The following is a 20,669-nucleotide window of genomic DNA, read 5'->3' as shown; positions in this document are numbered from 1 at the left end:
TCCGGTTCGTCGTCGATCGGGGTCCCGCCCAGCCAACCACAAAACCGAGCGTTGCTGTACTTTCACGCAGGTCGCTGGGCGTTCCCTCCGCACTGTGGACGCATCCGGGTCGACGGGTGGAGTGTGGGCTGACGCGGACGCAGGGGACCGTGACAGGGTCCGTCCGAACCGGTGTCCGCCGTCGGGGCAGACCTGCTCCGGCACGCTGAGCGGAAGGAGCTGCCATGACGTCGACCAACGCGACGAGCGAACTGCACGAGATCCTGGGACAGCGGCTGGAGGACGGGGGCACGTGGGCCTGGGCCTACGCGGACGTCTCCGGCAACGTGGAGGACCCGAGGCGGCAGGCGGCGCTCAAGCTCCGCGCGGTCGAGGAGTCGCTCCGTGCCCAGGGTGCCACCGACGCCGTCGTGGACGCCGTCGCCGCCGAGTTCGAGCAGGAGGCCGGCGTCCCCTCGCCCGTCACCCGGTACGTGCTCGTCCACGAGGGATCGATCGTCCTGAGCGAGGTGCTCCCCGGACACCTGCACGGCGCGGAGTCGGTCGGCGTCGGAGCCGTCCCGGACCTCGTGCCCCTCGTCGCACACCGCCCCGTCGACCTGCCGTTCCTCGTCGTGCACGCCGGCAAGGAGGGCGGAGCCTTCCGCACCTACCGGCTCGGCCACGCGCCCGTCGCCCCGGACGAGCAGCAGGTCGAGGGCCGCAACGACACCCTGCACTACGCCAAGGCCGGCACCGGGTGGAAGCAGCCGCACTGGCAGCAGCACACCGAGGAGATCTGGAAGCAGAACCAGTCCGAGCTCGCTGGTGCCCTCGACGCCACGGTCCGCGAGCGCCGACCAGGGCTCGTCGTCATCGCGGGGGACGTCACCGCACGCGAGCTCCTGGTGAAGTCCCTGTCGGCCGAGACGAAGGCCCTCGTGTCGGTGTTCCCCGGTGACCCCCGCGCCGACACGGCGTCGAAGCAGGCCTTCGTCGAGCACGTCGAGGTCGCACTCGCCCGTGTCGTCGCCACGCGTCGGCACGACCTGGAGGACCTCCTCCGCACCCACGTCGGACGCGGCGACAACCAGGCCGTGACCGGGCTCGGCTCCGTGGTCGAGGCGCTGCAGCAGGCGCAGAGCTCGGTGGTCGCGCTCGACGCCGTCGCCATCGGGGACCGGACGCTCCTCGCACTCGGGGCGGCGCCCTGGGTCGCGACGGCTCCGGAGCAGGCGGGCGGCGTCCCGGTGATCGGGCCGGTGCCCGCGGTCTGCGCGCTCGTCCGGGCGGCGGTGCTGACGGACGCGGAGCTCGTACTCGTCAACGCGGCGTCCCTGCCGGGCGGGGCGGCGGCGGCCGCGCTCCTGCGCTGGCCGGTCGGACCGGCGGTGCCCGCCTGATCACGCGACCCCCTGACGGACGGGAGGCCCGTGGCGACCCCGCCACGGGCCTCCCGTCCGTCCCGCGCGCGCCTCCGCACCCGAGCCGCCCTGCCGAGGTTCCGGAACACCGGCATCTCACCGGCTCCCGCCGCGGTCGTCGGAACCTCGGTGACGTGCGGGCGGCGAGTCGCGCAACCTCGGTACCGCACGCCCGGGCGCGTCAGTCGTGCGAGCGGTCCGCCCTCGGCACGAGCGGGAGCGCCAGCAGCGGCAGGACCGCCACGATCGAGAAGGACGCCGCGAACCCGAGTCCCGCGACGAGCGCGCCGACACCTGGACCGACGGCGCTCGCCGCGATGAACTGCCCCGTGTTCTGCGCCCCGAGGGCACGACCCGACCAGAACGGTCCCGCGGCTTCGGCCACCGACGTGTACGCCAGCCCGTTGTCCGCGACGGTCACGCTCGTCGCCACCACGAGGAACACCGCCCCCGCTGCCAGGTGTGTCACGTCCACGAGCGCGAGCACGCCCATCACCGCCGCGGCGCTCAGGGCGACGATCCGCAGCGGGCCGACACGGGAGCCGACCCGGTCGCTCCAGGCCCCGACGAGGATGCGCCCGACGGCACCGACGAACTGCGCGCCGCCGACGAGGAGTCCGGCCGCACCCGTCGACCACCCGAGCCCGACGAGCCACACCAGCCCGTACGTGGACAGGCTGAACTGCGGCACCACGAGCAGCACCGACACCGCGTGCACCCGCCAGAGGAACCCGTCGGTGCGGTAGGGGTTCGCCACGTGCTCCGCCGGGGCGTCGGCCCGCGAGGCCCGCGGCGGGTTGACGATGCCGATCGCGCAGAGGACCGCGAGCACGGCGCAGAGCACGACCGGCAGCACGAGCGACGCCCGGATGCCGGCGCCCTCGGCGAGCTGGGGGACCGTCACCGCGGCAAGGGTGACGCCGAGCGGTTGCGACATCTGCCGGATCCCCATCGCGAGTCCGCGGCGCTCCTTCGGGAACCACCCGACGACCACGCGACCACTCGCCGCGTTCGTGGAGGCGCTCGTCATGCCTGCAGCCAGGAACGCGATCCCGAGCAGGACGGTGTCACCGGCCGACCCCCACGCTGCCGCCACCGCGGTGGTCGTGAGGACGAGCCCGCCCGCGATCACCACCCGCTCGCCGAACCGGTCGGTGACGGCACCCCACGCGATCAGCGTCAGGACCATGCCGAACGTGGGCGCCGCGGCGAGGACCCCGGCGACGGGCAACGGTGTGCCGTGCGCGTGCAGGTACGGGATGAGGAGTGCCGGCGCCGACACGACGAGGGTCCCTGCCGCCTGTGCCGCGACCCCGAGCGCGAGCATCGTCCAGGCACGTCGGGTCGTCGTCGGGCGAGCGGTGGTCGTCGTCACGATGGTTCCGTTCGAGAACTGATTGGTATACCAAAACGGTATACCATGCCTGCTAGGCTCTCGGACCGTGGCTGGAACGACAGACGTGGTGACCGCGGACGACGCGCCGGTCTCGCAGACCGCGCAGCTCTACGACAACCTCCGGGCGGCGATCCTGACGCTCGACATCGCCCCGGGCGAGCGCATCTCCGAGCGCGGTCTCGAGGCGCGCTTCCACGCCTCACGCACCCCCGTCCGCGCCGCGCTGTCGCGGCTCGAGCGCGAGGGGCTCATCCTGCACGAGGGGCGCTCGTGGACGGTCACCCCGATCGACCTCGACGAGATCGCCTCGCTCGCGGAACTCCGCGGCGTCCTCGAGCCCGCGGCCGCCAGGCTCGCGGTCGCGCGCGCCTCGATCGAGCAGCTCGACGAGGTCCGGGCGCACCTCGACGACCTCCGCGAGGCACCCGACCAGCGCTCGGGCATCCGGATGGGCTCGACGTTCCACCTCGACCTCGCGTCGCTCGGCGGCAACCGCTTCATCACCGACGCCGTCGCGGACGCGCTCACCCGCCTCGAGCGGACCCGCTGGATCGAGGTGCGGACGCCCGAGGCCCGCGACGCCGCCTGGGACGAGCACAGCGCGATCCTCGACGCCGTCCGTTCGGGCGACGCCGACCGCGCGGCGGAGCTGCTCGCAGCGCACGTCGCCGGTACCAACGACCGGCTGCTCGCGTTCATCGCGCAGGAGCGCCGGCGGCTCCGCGGTGCGGGCATGGCGATCGTCGGGCCGACCGAGCGCTCCGGCGCTCCGACGGAGCGCTGACGGCGCTGGCTCGCGGCGACCGGCGCGTCAGAGCGTCGGTTCTTCGCTCCCGTCGGCCTCACCGAAGATCCAGGCGTTCTGGTTCCCCTGACTGTGGTCGAGCAGTCCGCTCTTCACCTCGTCGATGGCGATCGACTCGGTGATGACGTCACGGCTCTGTCCGCGGGTGTTCTTCGACATCGTCGGCTCCTGTGTGTGTGGGCATCGGATCGGTGGCGCAGGCCCCTGCCTGCGGATGCGCTTCCTCACGGGACGTACTGAGGTCGCTCAAGTGTGACCGTGTTCGTCCGCGAAGCGCAAGGGTCTGCACGCACCTGTGGACGGATCGGCCCGGACGGCGTGCCTAGGATGGTCCGGCCGCACCGGGCGCGGCACCACCAGCGCGACGGCGGACGGGAGGCACGGCTTGGCTGGACAGCGCACCGCACCTCCCACGGTCTACGACGTGGCGTCCGCCGCCGGTGTCTCCATCGCCACCGTCTCGCGCGTGCTCCGGACACCGGACGCCGTCCGCGAGGGCACCCGCGACCGCGTGCAGGCGGCCATCCGGACGCTCGGCTACGTGCCCTCCGGCAACGCGCGCGCCCTCGCCGGCAAGCGCACCGGCGTGGTCGGACTCCTGCTCCCGGGCTTCGACGTCGTGCCCGACGAGCGGCCGGACCTCGTCACGGACGGCGGTGTCCGCGTGGTCGACGACCGCCGGCACGTGACGCAGCCGTTCTCGTCGAACCTCTACTTCGACGAGGTCCTCCGCGGCGCCGAGGTCGAGGCGTGGCAGCGCGGCCTCGCGCTCATGGTCGCGGCCGGTCGGGGTCCGTCGCGGGACGTCATCGTGAACGACGTCGCCGGCCGGGTCGACGGCCTCGCCGTGCTCGCGCAGACCGTCCCGGACGAACTGCTCGAGCACGTCGCCCGGCGCATCCCCGTGGTGGTGCTCGCGGACGACCGGCGCTCGCACGGCTTTGACTCGGTGAGCGTCGACAACGCCGCGGGCATGCGGACCGTCGTGTCGCACGTGGTCGGACGCCTCGGGATCCGCTCGATCGCCTACGTCGCCGGTCCGATCGACTCGCCGGACGACATGGAGCGCGCGGCGGGGTTCCGCGCGGCCCTCGTCGAGCACGGGGTCGACCCGGCCGACGTGCCCGTGGTGCACGGCGACTTCGGCCGCGCCCGCGCCCGGCAGCTCGCGACGTCGCTCTTCGAGGGTGCCGTCCCCCGTGCGGTCGTCTGCTCGAACGACCAGTCGGCGCTCGGCACGCTCGATGCCGCTGCGGCCCTCGGAATCCGCGTGCCGGAGGACGTCGTCGTCACCGGGTTCGACGGCATCGACGCTGGTCGCTTCTCGCAGCCGCGCCTCACGACCGTGCACCAGCCGATGGGTGAGCTCGGGCGTGCCGCCGTGCGGGCGATCGTCGAACGGCTCGCCCACCCCGACGGGCCCCCGCGCGCCGTGCGCCTGCCGGTCGAGGTCCTGCTCCGCGAGAGCTGCCCGCCGGTGCTCGACGCCTGACGGCATCGGACGCCGTGTTCCACCCCGCCAATCAAAACCGATGGTTGCACGCCGTGATGTAAGCGCATACATTGGTGCGGTACCGAATCGACACGGAGGTCGACCGAGCAATGACGCTTCCCCCACAGCGCATGCGCGAGCCAGGCGTGCGCGAACCAGCAGGCCCGCACACGGCCGCTCCGCGCACAGCCCGCGGCGCCCGTGCCACCGGCCCCGCCCGTCCCCGCCGGCACGGCCGTCTCCTCGCCGCCCTGGCCGGGATCGCGGTCGTGGCCCTCGCGGCCAGCGGCTGCAGCATCCAGGTCCGCTCCCAGCCGGACCCGAGCATCGGCAAGGACACGATGCTCATCAACGCCGACCACGGCAACCCGCTGTTCGACCGCAACTTCAACCCGTACATCTCCAACGCCCGCACCGCGAGCAAGTGGATGTACGAGCCGCTGATCGAGGTCAACCCGCTCGACGGCAAGGGCACGCCCTGGCTCGCGAGCAGCTGGACCCAGCCCAACGCGCGCACGATCGACATGACCATCCGGCAGGGTGTCGAGTGGTCGAACGGCGACCCCTTCAGCGCGAAGGACGTCGTCTTCACGTTCGACCTGCTCAAGAAGTTCCCCGCGATGGACATCAAGGGCGCCTGGCAGCACATCGACCGCATCGAGCAGGACGGCGACCACGTCGTCTTCCACCTCAAGAGCGACGACGTGCCGAGCCTCAACATCATCGGCGCGACGTACATCCTCGGCGAGCAGCACTGGGGGAAGGTCAAGGACCCGACCACGTGGCGCGACCCGAACCCCGTCGGCACCGGGCCGTTCGTGCTCGGCAACTACACCGACCAGCAGTACTCGATGGACAAGAACCCCCGGTACTGGCAGGCCGACAAGATCGCCATCAAGCACCTCGTCCTCCCAGCCACGAACACCCAGCTCGACACCGTCACGCGCGGCTACGACTGGGCGTACTCGTTCATCTCGGACGTCAAGGGCACGTGGGGTGCTGCGTCGAAGACCAACACGTGGTGGTTCCCGGCCGGCGGTGTGATCGGCCTCGTGCCGAACCTCACGAAGGCGCCGTACAACGACGTCAACGTCCGCAAGGGCATCTCGTACGCGCTCGACCGAACGGACATCGCCGAGACCGCGACCGAGGGCAACCTGACGGCCGCCGGTCAGACGGGCCTCATCCTGCCCAACCAGGAGCAGTACCTCGACCCGTCCATCCCCGACAAGGGGATGATCACGCAGGACACGAAGCGGTCCCTCCAGGAGTTCGCGAAGTCCGGGTACACGCAGCAGGGCGGCAAGCTCGTGAAGGACGGCAAGCAGCTGACCATCACGATCATGACCGCGAACGGCTACTCCGACTGGCTCCGCGCAGCCCAGCAGGTGCAGCGCGACCTCACCGCCATCGGCATCAAGGTGTCGCTCCAGGCGCCGCAGCCGGCCGGGTACCAGGCCAACCTCAACAACGGCAAGTTCGACATGGCCATGGGCGGCATGGGCAACGGTGACGTCTACCAGGCGTTCAACTCGCTGCTGTCGAGCGACTTCTACCAGCCCGTCGGCAAGTCGACGGTGAACAACTACGAGCGCTACAAGAACGCCGACACCCAGGCGCTCCTCGACGAGTACAAGGCGACGACCGACAAGGTGGAGCAGCTGGAGATCCTGCACCGGCTGCAGAACATCGTCTACGACGACGTCCCGGTGATCGGCATGTACTACGGCGGCCTCTGGGGCCTGTTCAACACGAACAAGTTCGTCGGGTGGCCGAGCGCGGAGGACCCGTACATGGCACCGCAGAACTACGACTCGGCACCGCTGCTGATCTTCTCGAAGCTCCGGCTCCGCGACAGCGCGGCGGGCAAGAAGATCCTGGAAGAGACGAAGGAGGCCGACCAGTGAAGTACCTCCTCCAGAAACTCGTCCTGTTCGTCCTGACCCTGTGGGCCGCGGTCACGCTGAACTTCGTGCTCCCGCGCCTCATGCCGGGCAGTCCGACCGACGCCGCACTCGCGAAGCTCAGCCAGAACGGCCCCGTCACCGACGCCACCAAGAAGGCGATCGAGGCGCAGCTCGGTGTCCCGAGCGGCAACCTCTGGGACCACTACGTGAGCTACCTGCACCAGGTCGTCACGCTCGACTTCGGCACGAGCTACACGTTCTACCCGCAGCCCGTCGGCGACCTCGTGGCTCAGGCCCTGCCGTACACGCTGGTCCTGGTCGGCCTCGTCACGATCATCGCGTTCGTGCTCGGCACCCTCATCGGCGTCGGAGCGGCGTGGAAGCGCGGCACCTGGCTCGACTCGCTCCCGACCCTGTCCGGCAGCTTCATGTCGACGTTCCCGTACTTCTGGACGGCGCTCCTGCTGCTGTTCTTCCTCGGCTACGTCCTGCATTGGTTCCCGACGACCGGGGCCTACTCGGCCACGACCACGCCGGGCTTCAGCGGACAGTTCATCGGGGACGCCCTGCAGCACGCGATGCTCCCGGCGATCACGATCCTCGTGACGAGCCTCGGCGGCTGGATCATCGGCATGCGCAACGCGATGATCAACACGCTCGGCGACGACTACGTCACCTTCGCCGAGGCCAACGGGCTCCGCGGCCGCACGGTCGCCGTCCGGTACGCCGCGCGGAACGCGATCCTGCCGAACCTCACCGGCTTCGGCCTCGCGCTCGGCGGTGTCGTCGGCGGGTCCGTGCTCGTGGAGCAGGTGTTCGGGTACCCGGGCATCGGCTACCTGCTGTTCAACGCCGTTATCGGGCAGGACTACCCGCTCATGCAGGCCCTCTTCCTGATGATCACCGTGTCGGTGCTCATCGCCAACTTCATCGTGGACGTCCTCTACGGCGTCCTGGACCCGAGGACGCGCCGATGACCACTGTCGCAGTACGCACGCAGCACGAACCAGCAGCCCCGTCCAAGTGGCTCGCCGCCGCCCGCCAGTTCGGCGTCGTGTGGAGCAACACCAAGGCCCGCATCGGCATCATCATCCTTGCCGTGTTCGTCGTCGTGGCGATCGCCGCCCCGCTCCTCGCCCCCTACGGTGCGAGCCAGAACGGCTTCGCCCGCAGCGCCGACGCCACGTGGGCGCACTGGATGGGCACCACCGCCGCCGGCGAGGACGTCCTCTCCCAGCTCATCTACGGCGCCCGGGTCTCCGTGCTCGTCGGTGCGGTCGCGGGCTTCCTGTCCACGCTCGTGGCCGTCGCCATCGGCCTGAGCTGGGGCTACATCCGCGGCTGGGTCGCCGAGGTCATCGGGTTCATCGTGAACCTCTTCCTCGTCATCCCCGGCCTGCCGCTCATGATCGTCATCGCCGCGTACCTGCAGAACGGCGGCATCGCGGTGATCATCGCCGTGATCGTGGTCACCGGGTGGGCGTGGGGCGCTCGTGTCCTCCGGAGCCAGACGCAATCGCTCCGCAGCCGCGACTTCGTGACGGCCGCGCAGTTCTCCGGCGACGGCGCCACCCGCATCGTGTTCCGCGAGATCCTCCCGAACATGACGAGCCTCATCGTCGGCTCGTTCTTCGGTGCCGCGACGAGCGCGATCCTCGCCGAGGCGGGCCTCGAGTTCCTCGGGCTCGGTGACTCGTCGATCGTCAGCTGGGGCACGATCCTCTACTGGGCGCAGAACTCGAACGCGCTGCTCACCGGTCAGTGGATCCTGCTGTTCGCCCCCGGTCTCTGCATCGCCCTCCTGGCGATGAGCCTGACCCTGATCAACTTCGGCGTCGACGCCGTGTCCAACCCGCGGCTGCGCGAGGGCGCGCGCCGCAAGCGCAAGGAGGCCACCGCATGAGCGGCGCACCCACGCACGCAGCAGACGGCCGGGAGGCCCGTGGCGGCGCCGCCACGCGCTTCCAGTCCGAAGGTCCCGACGCTGGTGACGTCCTGCTGGACGTCCGCGACCTGTCGGTCGTCTACGAGTCCGCCGGCCAGGAGGCCGTCCAGGCCGTCGACCACGTGTCGTTCTCCCTGCGGAAGGGCGAGTTCGTCGGCCTCGTGGGGGAGTCCGGCTCCGGCAAGTCGACCCTCGGGTACGCGCTGACGCGGCTGCAGAAGCCTCCAGCGCGCACCAACGGCGGCAACATCTTCTTCGCCGGGTCGGACATCCGCGACCTCGACGACGAAGCGCTCCGCCAGCAGCGGCAGGGCGGGTTCGCGATGGTGCTGCAGTCGGGCATGAACGCGCTCAACCCGGTGCGGACGATCCGCAACCACTTCATCGACGTGTTCAAGGCACACGGGCACGTGCCGCGCGAGCGGTGGGACGCCCGGATGCGGGAGCTCATCGAGAAGGTGAAGCTCCCCGCCACGATGCTCGCCCGCTACCCCGGGGAGCTCTCCGGCGGCATGCGGCAGCGCGTGTCGATCGCCCTCGCGCTGTCGCTCGAACCCCGGCTCATGGTGTTCGACGAGCCGACCACGGCGCTCGACGTCCTCGTCCAGCACGCCGTGATGGACACGATCATCGAGTTGCAGCGGTCCGAGGGGTTCACGGCGATCCTCATCAGCCACGACCTCGGCATCGTCCTCGAGGCCACCGAGCGCGTGCTCGTCATGCACGAGGGCCGCATCGTCGAGGACGGTGGTTCGACGGAGATCCTGCGCGACCCACAGGACGAGTACACGAAGATGCTGCTGTCGCACTACGCCGACCCGCGTGCCGAGGTCGTCTCGCTCCCGGGGTTCCCGGACCGGTCGCAGCGCGATCCCTCGGCCACCCGCCAGGAGACGACGTCGTCGTTCAGCACGGTCGGCTCCCGCGAGCGCAGCGCCGCGCGCAACCCGATCGTCGTCGACCACCTCGTCAAGACGTACCCGGCACCCCGACGCGGCGAGCAGCCCGTCCAGGCCGTCCGCGACGTCTCGTTCACGCTCGAGCCAGGGCAGTCGCTCGCTCTCGTCGGCCAGTCCGGCTCCGGCAAGTCCACGATCGCGAAGATGCTGACCGGCGTCGAGAAGCCCACCACCGGCACCGTCCGGTTCGGCGACACGGACGTCGCGAAGCTCGGGCGACGCGGGCTGAAGGACCTCCGCTCCGAGGTGCAGATGGTGTTCCAGGACCCGTACGCGGCGCTCAACCCGCTGCACACGGTGGAGTACATCCTGTCCCGGCCGATCGCAAACTACACCGGACTCCGCGGCCGTGACGCGAGGCGACGGATGCTCGAGCTGCTCGAGACCGTGGGCCTGACGCCCGTCGAGCAGTTCGCGCAGAAGCTCCCGCACCAGCTCTCCGGCGGGCAGCGCCAGCGTGTCGTCATCGCCCGGGCGCTGGCGTCCGACCCGCAGGTCATCATCGCCGACGAGCCCGTCTCGATGCTCGACGTCACGCTGCGTGCCGGGGTGCTCGCGCTCCTCGAGGACCTGCGCGAGCAGTGGGGCGTCTCGCTCCTCTACATCACGCACGACCTGCTGAGCGCGCGGCTCATCACGGACGACATCATGGTGCTGCACGACGGCGCCGTGGTCGAACGGGGCCGCACGGCCGAGGTGCTGCAGGACCCGCAGGACCCGTACACGGTGGCACTGCTCGACGCGGTGCCGAACCCCCGAAGGGCACTGCAGGCATGACCACGCTCCACGACTTCCCGACCGTCCCCGCGTTCGGGCACCTCCCCACCCCGGACGGCGTCGACGTCGTCGGCATCGACCTCCCCGTCGGGCGGCTCACCGCCTACCGCGTCGTGCCCACCGGGCGGTCGAAGGGCGTCGTGTTGATCGTCCCCGGGTACACGGGGTCGAAGGAGGACTGGCGGACGTTCATGCCGCTCCTGGGCGACGCCGGCTGGACCGCGGTCGCGATCACCCGACGTGGGCAGGCCGACTCGGCCCGGGCGGCGTCGCCGTCCGGGTACACGCTGCAGGAGGAAGCCGCCGACGTCGTCCGGGTCGCTCGGCTGCTCGACGACGGCGCTCCCGTGCACCTCATCGGCCACTCGCTCGGCGGTGTCATCGTCCGCGAGGCCGCCATCGCTTCGCCGGACTCGTTCCGTGACGTCGTCCAGTTCTGCTCCGGACCGTACGGCTGGCCCTACCGCAAGGTCGCCGAGCTCACGATCCTGCACGACACCGGCGGGAACCTCCGCCAGCTGTTCGACTCGACGAACCCGCTCTGGGCCTACCGCCCCGACGAGGAGCTCCCCGACGACCCGCGGTTCGTCCGCGACCGCTTCGACGCACACGACCCCGCGAGCGTCGTCGCCGGTGGCCACATCCTCGAGGACCACACCGACGCCTCCGCCGAGCTCCGTGCGACCGGCCTCCCGGTGCTCGTGACCCACGGCGAGTGGGACGGTGCCTGGCCGATCCCGTGGCAGCGGCAGATGGCGGAGGACACCGGTGCCGCCTACGAGGTCATCCCCGAGAGCTACCACGGCCCGCAGGTCGAGAACCCGGCGGCGACGCTCGCCGTCTTCGACCGCTTCCTGAGCACGCACTGACCTGAGCACGCACTGAAAGGCACCATCATCACCACGCTGCAGTTCCCCGACGGCTTCCTCTGGGGCGCCGCCACCGCCGCCCACCAGATCGAGGGCAACAACGTCAACAGCAACTGGTGGGTCCACGAGCACGAGCCCGACACCACCATCGTCGAACCCTCCGGCGACGCCGCGGACAGCTACCACCGCTACCGCGAGGACATCCGGATCGCCGCCGACCTCGGCCTGAACTCCTACCGGTTCAGCATCGAGTGGGCGCGCATCGAGCCGGAGCGCGGCTTCGTCTCCCGCGCGGAGATCGACCACTACCGCCGCATGGTCGAGACCTGCCACGAGTTCGGCATCGAACCCATCGTCACGCTCATGCACTTCACCGTCCCGCGCTGGTTCGAGCGCGACGGCTTCTGGCGCGCACCCGACGCGGCCGACCTGTTCGCCCGCTACACCGAGGCCGCGCTGCCCGTGGTCCAGGACGGCGTGCGCTACGTCTGCACGATCAACGAGCCGAACATCGCCGCGATGCTCGCCGGGGGAGAGGACGCGTCGAACCTCGTCGCGTACGGCCTCCCGAACCCGGACCTCGGCGTCGCCGACGCCCTGCTCGCGTCGCACCAGCGATCCCGCGAGGTCTTGTCACAGGTGTCCGGGCTGCAGTCCGGCTGGACCATCGCGACGCAGGCCTTCCGGTCGAACGGCGAACCCGGTTCGGACGAGATGCTCCGCGAGTACGGGTACCCGCGCGACGACTGGTACCTCGAGCAGGCCGCCGGTGACGACTTCCTCGGCGTGCAGGCGTACACCCGCACCTTCATCGGCCCGGACGGTCCGTTGCCCGTCGCGGACGACGTCGAGACGACCCTGACCGGCTGGGAGTTCTACCCCGAGGCCTCCGCCGACGGCCTCCGCTCGGCGTGGGAGCTCTCCGGGCACGTGCCGCTCATGATCACCGAGAACGGCATCGCCACCGCCGACGACTCCCGCCGGGTCGCGTACACGCAGGGCGCCCTCGAGGGCATCCACCGCTGCATCGAGGACGGCATCGAGGTCCTCGGCTACCAGCACTGGTCCCTGCTCGACAACTACGAGTGGGCGTCGGGCTACCGCCCGACCTTCGGGCTCGTCGCGTGGGACCGCGAGACCTTCGAGCGGACGCCGAAGGACTCGGCGCGCTGGTACGGGCGGGTCGCGCAGGCGAACGCGCTCACGGTCTGAGACGGTCGCGTCTGCCGGACAGGAGGCTCGGTGCCCGCTGGCACCGAGCCTCCTGTTCGTTCTGTGTCTCAGTCCGCCGATTCGTCCGAGGTGGGGTCCTCCGCCGTGAAGTGCAGCCCCGCCGTCTGGTCGTCGAACCAGGCGAGCAGGACCTCCTCCGCCTTCCGCGAGCCGCGCTCGCGGGCGAGATCAAGGGCACTGCGCCCCTCGGCGTCGGGCACGGTCACGTCCGCGCCCCGTTCCAGCAGCGCCTCCGTCGTGCCGCGCCGGTCGAACCAGGCCGCGGCGTGCAGCGGGGCGAAGCCCCAGCGGGGGTCGACCTCGTCGATCCCGACCGTTTCGCCACCGATGCCGTCGAGCGCGAGCGACAGCCCGCCGACGTCACCGTGTGCCGCCGCACGCACCGCCGGCGTCGCCCACTCCACCCAGCCGTCCGGTACCGGGCCGTGCCAACCGTGCTGCCGGCGCTGCTCCAGGCCTGCCCAGTCGTCCTCGTGCACGGACCGGACCTCGATCGCGACGTCACGGAAGTGCACCGCGAGCTCACCGGTGGGGGAGAGCAGGAGCCGGAGCTCCCAGACGTCCGCGTCGACGTGCGCGAGCTCGCCGCGCGTGACGTGGACGTCCCCGGCGAGGAGGTCGAGGGTCTCCGTGTCGACCGGATCGAGGACGGCACGGTCGAACCGCAGGGTCACGCGGGCGTGGTTCCAGCGCTTCCAGAGGCCGTCCGGGGTATCGAGGACCTCGTCGTTCCGGACGACCACGGCTGCGCTCACGGCCGTGCTGCCGTCGTCAGCAGGGGTCTCGGTCTCCCAGCGTTCGACGCGCGCTTCGTTCCAGGTGACCGACGCGAGGGCGGCCACGGTGGGCGGGGCGTCGGTCAGGAGTCGTGCGAGGTGCTCGGGGTAGCCCTCGACGTCCTCGAGGGAGACGTACCCGACCGCGGGCCAGCCCACTCGACTCCATCGCACGGTCCGAGCTTAGTCGTCGACGATCCGTCTTCGTGCATATGACATCTTGATCGCTGGAGTGTGGCGCACGACCTGTCTACGCTCCTGCCCATGCGCCCCCTTCCTCGTGACCCGCTCCGGCTCTTCGCGTCGTACGTGCACATGGCGTCGGCGGCCGTCCGCGCCCGGTTCGGGCGTCATCCGCTGACGGCGCCCGACGGACCCGTGGTCTCGCTGACCACGTACGGTGCCCGTGCCCGTGCGGTCCACCTGACGCTGGCGTCCATCGGGGCCGGCAGCGTGCGGCCGTCGAGGTTGATCGTCTGGATCGATGACGGCGCCCTGCTCGCCGAGCCTCCACGGGGGCTGCGTCGCCTCGTGGCACGTGGGGTCGAACTCCGGCCGTGCGAGGACCTCGGCCCGCACAAGAAGTACTTCCCCTACGTCTGCTCGCTGGCGCAGCACCGCGTCCCGATGGTGACCGCGGACGACGACGTGCTCTACCCGCGAAGGTGGCTCGAGACCCTCGTCGCGGAGCACGTTCGTCGGCCGGATGCTGTGTTCGCGCATCGGGTCAACCGCATCACCGTCGAGGACGATCGCGTCCTGCCCTACGACCGCTGGGAGCGGGCCACGTCTGCCGAGGTGACGCCGCGCAACTACGCGGTCGGGGTGAAGGGGGTGCTGTACCCGCCGGCGTTCCTGGACGCACTGCGCGATGCCGGCGACGGGTTCAGGTCGGTCGCCCCAGGGTCGTCGGACACCTGGCTCCACCACCGGTCGCTCCGGGCGGCGGTCCCCGTGCTTCCGGTCACCGCCCTCGATGGTGTCGTCTTCTGGCCGATCCGGGGGCTGCGGCGCTCGCCCGCGCTCCTCGACCAGAACGTCCGAGCCGGCCGGAACGACCGCGTCCGCGCGTCGCTCTGGTCGCCGACGGACAGCGATCTCGTCGTCCGAGGCGCGTGGACCCCTTGTTGAAATAACACATGTCATGTTCTAATGGAGCGACCCGTTCAGGAGGCTCCTCGTGCTGTTCCTCGTCCAGATCGCTCTGTCCCTCGTGGTCGCCCTCGCGACCGTCCGTCGGCCACAGTGGGGCATCGCGGCTGTGGTCCTCTCCGCCGCCCTCCTGCCGTTCGAGGTCGCCCGGAGCCTCCTCGGGACGAGCTGGCACCCGGCGACCACGATCGGCATCGCGCTCCTCGTGGTGACCTTCGTCCGTGACCCACGCCAAGTCGGCCGTGTCCTCTGTCGCCACGCGGTTGTCACTGCCGTCCTGCTCGTGTTCATCGCCATCGCGATCGCCACGTCGTGGTTCACCGGGCGTGCCGGCGATCTCGGCACGATCGTGCTGCAGCTCATCGCTCCGACGATGGTGTTCCTGGTCGTCCGAGCCCGGTCGACCGACCAGCCCGGACTCCCGAGCGCCGTCGCCCGGATGATCGTCCTCGTCGCCGTCGGCGAGACGCTCCTGATCCTCGGGATCTGGTCGGTCCTCGTGCCGCAGCCGTGGCTGAGCACGCTGGCGGGACTGCGGTGGTGGGCGACGGACTCCGCGCGGATGCTCGGTACCTTCGACCACCCGCTCGTCGCTGCACTGTGGATCTCAGCCGCTGTCCCGATGGCGGCCGCGCTCGGCACGGCCTGGGCACGGACCGCGGTACCCGTCCTGCTCGTCGTGGGGGTGGCGCTGACCGGTTCGCGATCCGCCCTCTTCGCGGCGGTGCTCGCGGTGGTGGTGCTCATCCTCCGGTCGCGCATCGCCGCGGTCGTCAAGGTCGCTGCGCTCGGCGCGGCGACCATCGGCCTGACGACCTTCCTGGGGAGCGCCGCAGGAGCGATCGTCAACGACCGCCTCGAGGACGACGGTGGCTCGTCGTCGGCCCGCTTCAAGACGATCGGTCTCGCCGTCGAGCAATGGCGGGAGACCGCGGTCATCGGCCGCGGCTTCGGTGCGAGCGAGCAGGTCACCCGCAACGCCCTGATCGGGAACACCTTCGAGAACCCGTTCCTGATGTTCTCAGTCGACTTCGGGCTGGTGGCGGCTGTGCTCTTCTTCGCGGCGATCGTCGGACTCGTGTTCGCCCGGCGAGCGGGGGCGGTGCGGACCCCGGGAACGCGCCTCGCGGCGGCGCTCACGTTGCTGACGCTCATGGGCTTCAACTCGCTCAGCACCAACACCCCCATCGGGCTGCTGCTCTTCCTGCTGCTGGCGATCGTCCCGGGGAGCGGGGCCGGCGACGCGGGTGGAGGTCGGGGCGAGATCCCGACCGCGGACCTGCCGGACCGGGCCGACCCGCGCTGCACCGTCAGGGCCGGGCTGTGACCGCCGGGCACCAGAACCGTGTGGGGAACATCCTCGCGGCCCTCGTCGGGAACGCGTTCCCGCCGCTCGCGTCGATCGCGACGGCACCGATCCTCGCACTCGCGCTCGGTGTGGACGGGCGAGGAGCGGTCGCGTCGGCCACGGCCCCGCTCTTCCTCGCGGTGGCCCTCGCGACCTTCGGGGTCCCGGCCTCCGTCACCCGCTCGATCGCTCGGCAACCGTGGCTCGCGGGGCCGTTCGTCTGGCGGGCGGCGGGCGTCCTCGTCCTCGCGGGGGCCGTCGTCACGGTCGCAGTGGTGCTCACGTCGCCCTTCTTCGGCGGTGGGGACGACACCCTGGTGACCCTGGTGAGCGTCGCCGCGGTCGCAGTGGTCCCGACCCTCCTGACCACGCTGCTCCAGGCGGTCGCGAGCGGACGCCACCGATGGCGGCTCGTCACCGTCGAGCGCGCGGTCACGGCTGGTGCACGGCTGACCGCGCTCGCCGCCCTGGCCGCGGCCGGCACGCTCGAGGTGGTGAGCGCGGTGGTCGTCCTCGCGCTCGCCCCCGTGGTCGGTGCCGCCGCGTACCTCGGGCTGCTCCGTACGGACCCGGTCGTGGGGCCTGTCGATTCCGTGGACGCCCGCTCCCGCGACGTCCTGTCATTCGGGATCCGGGTGTGGTTCGGGTCGGTGGCCGGCGTGCTCCTCACGCGGCTCGACCAAGCGCTCATCACGCCGCTGTCCGGGCCGGCCGAGCTCGGACTCTACGTCGTCGCCGTCAACGTCGCGGACCTCCCGCTCGTCATCAGCAACGCCGTCCGGGACGTCTCGTTCGCGGCGGACGCAGCAGAGGCCGATGACCGACGCATGCTCGCGGCCTCGCGCATCTCGTCAGCACTGTCCCTCGTCGTGAGTGCCGTGCTCGCCGCGACTGCCTGGTGGTGGGTGCCCGTCGTGTTCGGGCCCGAGTTCGCAGCCGCGCTGCCCGCGTGCCTCGTCCTGTTGCTGGCCACGGCGGTCGGGGGTCAGGGCGCTCTCGCCGGCGTGACGCTGAGTGCCCGGGGCGCGCCCGGGCGACGGAGTTGGTCGCTCGTCGTCGCAGCGGCGGTCAGCACGACCCTCGTCGTGCTGCTCGTTCCCGGGCTCGGTGCCGTCGGGGCGGCGATCGGCACCCTGGTCGGCTCGTTCGTGTCGAGCTCGCTGAACGTCCTGCAGGTCTGGCAGCGACACGGCATTCCGCCGCGCTCGTTCTACGGCCTCCGCGCGAGTGACCTCCGCGCCTGCGGCCGCGTCGTGCGGCGCGTTCGGGGCCGTCCGACCATGTGACATGTGAACGCTTCGGTCCTCGAATGCCCGCGCCCGTAGGGTCCTCGCGGCGCTGCGGAGTGCGGCGCGGAGAGGAACGACATGCACGACCACAACGAACCGCCGCGCGCCGCGCGGCTGCGCCGACGAACAGTGCTGTCCGGTGGCGCCGCGGGACTGGCCGCGGCAGCGCTGACGGTCTGGACGAGTCCGGCGCGTGCGGCCACCGCGGAGTACTTCGTCGACTCCGCCGCGGGCGACGACACCGCCGACGGCAGTCGGACGCGCCCCTGGGCGACGACTGCGAGGGTGAACCAGGCGATCGCGTCCGGAGTCGTCGCGGCCGGGAGCACCGTGCGCTTCCGGCGCGGTAGACGGTTCCACGGCATCATCCGACCCGGATCGACGCGCGGACTACGGTTCGAGTCCTGGGGCGACGAATCCGAAGCGCCGGTGATCACGACCTACAAGTACGTCCAGGGGGAGCGGTGCTGGGACGCCGTCGGTGACGGTCTCTGGCAGGTCGACCTCAGTGCAGCGAACATCGGACGGACGCATCACGGCCACGTGAGCACCTGGACGACGGAGATCGGGTTCCTCAAGGTCGACGGCACGATGCACGGTGACCGGAAGGCCTCGACCAGCGCGCTCACCGAAGACTGGCAGTTCACGTCGATCGGGCCCGTCGTCACGGTGCGGTGCACAGAGAACCCGAGCACCGACGGCCGGCGTGTGTGGCTGGCGGTGGCGGAACCGATCCTCGAGGGGCGCTCTGGAACGACCGTCCGCGACCTCGCCCTCCTCGGTACGGGGCGCAACGCGGTGCAGACGGCGAGTTCCGCCGTCCGGACGCAGGGGTTCACGCTCGCAAGCTGCATCGTCGGCGAGGCCGGGGGTGGTTTCGCCTCGGACGGCGTCTCCAGGATGGGCAACGGCGTACAGGTGTGGAGCGGTGCCACGGACGTCCTGATCGGCGCCAACACGATCATCGACTGCTGGGACACCGCGATGACGATCCAGGGGCCCGCGGTGGTGTCGGGGCCATCGTGGTCGAACGTCGAGTTCAACGGCAACGTCTCGGACCGGAACATGCAGACCTTCGAGTACTGGTCCTCCGGCGACCCTGATCCGGGCACCGTGTCGACCTGTGCCGTCCGCGGCACCAGAGCGTCGCGGGCCGGGTCGAGCTGGAGCGCGCGTGTCCGACTCGACCGGTCGGGGAAGGGGTCGCACGCGCTGTTCTACTCGGACGCCGTGGAGGCTCGGATCGCCATGCGGGGCAATGAGTTCGCCGGCGCCTCGGACGCCTACCTCTACGCGAAGGTCCGCGTGCCCGTCGGGTTGACGAGCGACGAGAACGCGATCCGGCTCGCGCCGACCACACGTCTGCACTGGCAGCGGTCCGAGCGCATCGATCAGCGAGCGGAGTGGACAGCAGCGACGGGTTTGGAGCGGAACTCGACATTCACCGTGCTCGCCTGAGCGATGGCGAGCTGAAAGGCGCACTGGACCGGTCTGGCCGCCACACGGGCAGGCTCGGCCCCCCCCCCGACCGGCCAAGCCGGCCGGTGCGCCCGGCTCGGCTCGGGTCGGCTCGGCCAGGCCCCCCCGACCCGTCCCGCTCGCCTGGCCCGCCCGGCCGGCCCGGCCGGACCGGCCGGACCGGCCAGGCCGGTCTGCGAGACCGGTCCGGCCGGATCCGTCCAGCCCACCGCCGGGACCGGCCAGCCCCGCCGTGCGCGTCCGTTGCCCAGGCAGACCGGTCCTCAGGTCGCGGAGTCGTCCGCTTGCGACCGGATCGGTACCGCCGGTGCAACCGGAAACGCCCCCGTCTCGGTGTCGCGCAGTCGACGCCCACGCTTCGGTGCGGCGGTTGCCAGGTCGATCGTCGCGGCGCCGCCGTAGTACGCCCCGTACGCCGATCCGTACGCGCCGCCGTACCCCTTGCGCCTACGGAAGGCCACCATGCTGACGACCACGCCGAGGACGGACGCTCCCACCCGCTCGAGGCGGTCGAGTGCGGCACGGAGCTGCGGCGTCCGGCTGCTGCGGGCCGAGGTGACCACGACGGCACCGGAGGTCATCGACGCGAGCACCGCGGCGTCGGTCACCGGGAGGAGCGGCGGAGCATCGAGGAGCACGTGGTCGTACTGCGCCGTCAGGAGCTCCAGCAGCGCCTGCATCGCGGCCGATCCCAGGAGCTCGCTCGGGTTCGGCGGGACGAGTCCGGCGGGGAGCACGTCGAGCTTGGTGCGCCCCCACGGCTGGACGACGTCGTGGACCTCGGCTCGACCGATGAGGAGATCGGTGAGGCCCGCGGCGTTCTCGAGCCCCATCACCTCGGCGACCCGCGGTCGGCGAAGGTCGGCGTCGATGAGCACCACGCGTGCGCCGGTCTCGGCAAGCGCGATGGCGAGGTTCGCGGTCGACGTGGTCTTCCCTTCACTGGGCATCGCGGAGGTCACGACGAAGCTGCCGTTGCCGGACCCGAGGTCGACGAACTGGAGGTTGGTCCGGAGCGCCCGGTACGCCTCGGCGAGCGGGTTGCGCGGGTCCGCGGAGACGATCAGCGGGCGGCGCTTCGCGTCGTGGTCGAAGCCGAGCGTGGCGAGGATCGGCGAGTCGGTGCTGGTGGCGACGTCGCGCGGCCCGTGCACCCTGGTGTCGACAACGCTCCGGAGGAGTGCTGCGCCGAACCCGAGCAGGGCGCCGAGCGCGAGACCGACGGCGAGGTGCAACGGCGTGTTCGGCGAGGAGGGCGCGGACGGGACGACGGCGCCCTGGATGGTCGAGGCCCGGACGAGGCTCGTCGCGTCGGGACTCGGCTTCTCGAGTCCTTCGATGACGCGGATGAAGCTCGTGCCGATGGCGTCCGCGATGCGCGCCGAACGTCGGGCCGACTCGTCGGTGACGGCGATCGTCATCACGACGGTGTTCGTGTTGATCGTCGGCTGCACGCGTCGCGCAAGCGCTGTCGGGGTCGTGTCGAGCCTGAGTTCGTCGATCACCGGCTGCAGGATGCTCTCGGTCAGGATCACGTCCGCGTAGGAGCGGACCTTCTGCTGTGCTGCGGCGTTGCCCTGCGACACGTCGGTCGCGGATGCTGCGTCCGGAGTGCGGACCGCGACGAAGAGCTTGACCGCTGCCGTGTACTCCGGTGTCGCGGCCTCGGCGGCGGTGAGCCCGGCGCCCCCGCCGAGCAAGAGGCCGATCGTGATCAGGAGCCATCCCTTGCGGAAGACCTTCACGAGGTTCGCCGTGTCCATGTCGCGTTCCTGTCTGGGGGGAGCGGTTGTCCAAGTAAATATATCACATGATAGCATTTGGTCACCCGCCCTGAAC

The 20,669-nt window shown here is 71.0% G+C and carries 17 protein-coding genes; 13 read left to right on the top strand and 4 right to left on the bottom strand.

Annotated features, from left to right (window positions below):
- Positions 1-224: 224 nt before the first annotated feature.
- Entirely contained in the window at positions 225-1,382 is a 1,158-nt protein-coding gene (locus ACIPYW_RS03430; protein ID WP_400410735.1) for a Vms1/Ankzf1 family peptidyl-tRNA hydrolase, read from the top strand.
- A gap of 202 nt (positions 1,383-1,584) precedes the next feature.
- On the opposite strand, the gene ACIPYW_RS03425 is transcribed toward ACIPYW_RS03430, so the two are convergent.
- Complete coding sequence (locus ACIPYW_RS03425; protein WP_400412504.1) at positions 1,585-2,730, bottom strand: MFS transporter; 1,146 nt, start codon at positions 2,728-2,730, stop codon at positions 1,585-1,587.
- A gap of 115 nt (positions 2,731-2,845) precedes the next feature.
- Here ACIPYW_RS03425 and ACIPYW_RS03420 point away from each other — a divergent pair, with 115 nt between their 5' ends.
- The gene (locus ACIPYW_RS03420) at positions 2,846-3,583 is read left to right on the top strand and encodes a GntR family transcriptional regulator (RefSeq protein WP_400410733.1); all 738 of its coding nucleotides are present in this window, start codon (positions 2,846-2,848) and stop codon (positions 3,581-3,583) included.
- A 27-nt stretch (positions 3,584-3,610) separates the two neighbouring features.
- Here ACIPYW_RS03420 and ACIPYW_RS03415 read toward each other — a convergent pair whose 3' ends face one another.
- The gene (locus ACIPYW_RS03415; RefSeq protein WP_400410731.1) at positions 3,611-3,763 is read right to left on the bottom strand and encodes a hypothetical protein; all 153 of its coding nucleotides are present in this window, start codon (positions 3,761-3,763) and stop codon (positions 3,611-3,613) included.
- 226 nt (positions 3,764-3,989) lie between these two features.
- On the opposite strand from ACIPYW_RS03415, the gene ACIPYW_RS03410 reads away from it, so the two are divergent.
- The 7 genes from ACIPYW_RS03410 to ACIPYW_RS03380 all read left to right on the top strand — a co-directional run bounded on the left by ACIPYW_RS03410 (position 3,990) and on the right by ACIPYW_RS03380 (position 12,765).
- Positions 3,990-5,096, top strand: coding sequence for a LacI family DNA-binding transcriptional regulator (locus ACIPYW_RS03410; protein ID WP_400410729.1), 1,107 nt, complete (start codon positions 3,990-3,992; stop codon positions 5,094-5,096).
- Positions 5,097-5,242: 146 nt separating this feature from the next.
- Positions 5,243-7,003 carry an ABC transporter substrate-binding protein gene (locus ACIPYW_RS03405; protein ID WP_400410728.1) on the top strand — a complete coding sequence of 587 codons (1,761 nt, stop codon included), beginning with the start codon at positions 5,243-5,245 and terminating at the stop codon, positions 7,001-7,003.
- On the top strand, positions 7,000-7,980 hold the full coding sequence (locus tag ACIPYW_RS03400; protein ID WP_400410726.1) for an ABC transporter permease: 981 nt from the start codon (positions 7,000-7,002) through the stop codon (positions 7,978-7,980). Before ACIPYW_RS03405 ends, ACIPYW_RS03400 begins: the two co-directional genes overlap by 4 nt.
- On the top strand, positions 7,977-8,906 hold the full coding sequence (locus tag ACIPYW_RS03395) for an ABC transporter permease (protein ID WP_400410724.1): 930 nt from the start codon (positions 7,977-7,979) through the stop codon (positions 8,904-8,906). The genes ACIPYW_RS03400 and ACIPYW_RS03395 overlap by 4 nt, the downstream gene beginning before the upstream one ends.
- Complete coding sequence (locus tag ACIPYW_RS03390; RefSeq protein ID WP_400410722.1) at positions 8,903-10,684, top strand: ABC transporter ATP-binding protein; 1,782 nt, start codon at positions 8,903-8,905, stop codon at positions 10,682-10,684. Before ACIPYW_RS03395 ends, ACIPYW_RS03390 begins: the two co-directional genes overlap by 4 nt.
- The gene (locus tag ACIPYW_RS03385; protein ID WP_400410720.1) at positions 10,681-11,553 is read left to right on the top strand and encodes an alpha/beta fold hydrolase; all 873 of its coding nucleotides are present in this window, start codon (positions 10,681-10,683) and stop codon (positions 11,551-11,553) included. The genes ACIPYW_RS03390 and ACIPYW_RS03385 overlap by 4 nt, the downstream gene beginning before the upstream one ends.
- 24 nt (positions 11,554-11,577) lie before the next feature.
- Positions 11,578-12,765 carry a glycoside hydrolase family 1 protein gene (locus ACIPYW_RS03380; protein ID WP_400412503.1) on the top strand — a complete coding sequence of 396 codons (1,188 nt, stop codon included), beginning with the start codon at positions 11,578-11,580 and terminating at the stop codon, positions 12,763-12,765.
- Positions 12,766-12,833: 68 nt separating this feature from the next.
- Here ACIPYW_RS03380 and ACIPYW_RS03375 read toward each other — a convergent pair whose 3' ends face one another.
- Positions 12,834-13,736 carry a hypothetical protein gene (locus tag ACIPYW_RS03375; RefSeq protein ID WP_400410718.1) on the bottom strand — a complete coding sequence of 301 codons (903 nt, stop codon included), beginning with the start codon at positions 13,734-13,736 and terminating at the stop codon, positions 12,834-12,836.
- 90 nt (positions 13,737-13,826) lie between these two features.
- On the opposite strand from ACIPYW_RS03375, the gene ACIPYW_RS03370 reads away from it, so the two are divergent.
- The 4 genes from ACIPYW_RS03370 (at position 13,827) to ACIPYW_RS03355 (ending at position 18,809) form a co-directional block, all read left to right on the top strand.
- The gene (locus tag ACIPYW_RS03370) at positions 13,827-14,693 is read left to right on the top strand and encodes a hypothetical protein (protein ID WP_400410716.1); all 867 of its coding nucleotides are present in this window, start codon (positions 13,827-13,829) and stop codon (positions 14,691-14,693) included.
- A gap of 49 nt (positions 14,694-14,742) precedes the next feature.
- On the top strand, positions 14,743-16,041 hold the full coding sequence (locus ACIPYW_RS03365; protein WP_400410714.1) for an O-antigen ligase family protein: 1,299 nt from the start codon (positions 14,743-14,745) through the stop codon (positions 16,039-16,041).
- Positions 16,038-17,348 carry a lipopolysaccharide biosynthesis protein gene (locus tag ACIPYW_RS03360; protein ID WP_400410712.1) on the top strand — a complete coding sequence of 437 codons (1,311 nt, stop codon included), beginning with the start codon at positions 16,038-16,040 and terminating at the stop codon, positions 17,346-17,348. The genes ACIPYW_RS03365 and ACIPYW_RS03360 overlap by 4 nt, the downstream gene beginning before the upstream one ends.
- Before the next feature lie 81 nt (positions 17,349-17,429).
- Positions 17,430-18,809 carry a hypothetical protein gene (locus ACIPYW_RS03355; protein ID WP_400410710.1) on the top strand — a complete coding sequence of 460 codons (1,380 nt, stop codon included), beginning with the start codon at positions 17,430-17,432 and terminating at the stop codon, positions 18,807-18,809.
- Between the two features lie 284 nt (positions 18,810-19,093).
- Here ACIPYW_RS03355 and ACIPYW_RS03350 read toward each other — a convergent pair whose 3' ends face one another.
- Positions 19,094-20,593 carry a polysaccharide biosynthesis tyrosine autokinase gene (locus ACIPYW_RS03350; protein WP_400410708.1) on the bottom strand — a complete coding sequence of 500 codons (1,500 nt, stop codon included), beginning with the start codon at positions 20,591-20,593 and terminating at the stop codon, positions 19,094-19,096.
- Between the last annotated feature and the right edge of the window lie 76 nt (positions 20,594-20,669).

Source organism: Curtobacterium sp. NPDC089689, assembly GCF_044749145.1.
Classification (GTDB): Bacteria; Actinomycetota; Actinomycetes; order Actinomycetales; family Microbacteriaceae; genus Curtobacterium.
The sequence above is the reverse complement of the archived record's forward strand: the minus strand, read 5'-3'. Positions and strand labels throughout refer to the sequence as shown.

What these genes read in the sequence shown, in the direction of transcription:
- ACIPYW_RS03430 (WP_400410735.1), top strand. Translation starts at nt 225, where the DNA reads ATGACGTCGACCAACGCGACGAGCGAACTGCACGAGATCCTGGGACAG.
- ACIPYW_RS03395 (WP_400410724.1), top strand. Translation starts at nt 7,977, where the DNA reads ATGACCACTGTCGCAGTACGCACGCAGCACGAACCAGCAGCCCCGTCC.
- ACIPYW_RS03390 (WP_400410722.1), top strand. Translation starts at nt 8,903, where the DNA reads ATGAGCGGCGCACCCACGCACGCAGCAGACGGCCGGGAGGCCCGTGGC.
- ACIPYW_RS03350 (WP_400410708.1), bottom strand. Translation starts at nt 20,593, where the DNA reads ATGGACACGGCGAACCTCGTGAAGGTCTTCCGCAAGGGATGGCTCCTG.
- ACIPYW_RS03385 (WP_400410720.1), top strand. Translation starts at nt 10,681, where the DNA reads ATGACCACGCTCCACGACTTCCCGACCGTCCCCGCGTTCGGGCACCTC.
- ACIPYW_RS03370 (WP_400410716.1), top strand. Translation starts at nt 13,827, where the DNA reads ATGCGCCCCCTTCCTCGTGACCCGCTCCGGCTCTTCGCGTCGTACGTG.
- ACIPYW_RS03425 (WP_400412504.1), bottom strand. Translation starts at nt 2,730, where the DNA reads ATGCTCGCGCTCGGGGTCGCGGCACAGGCGGCAGGGACCCTCGTCGTG.
- ACIPYW_RS03415 (WP_400410731.1), bottom strand. Translation starts at nt 3,763, where the DNA reads ATGTCGAAGAACACCCGCGGACAGAGCCGTGACGTCATCACCGAGTCG.
- ACIPYW_RS03355 (WP_400410710.1), top strand. Translation starts at nt 17,430, where the DNA reads ATGCACGACCACAACGAACCGCCGCGCGCCGCGCGGCTGCGCCGACGA.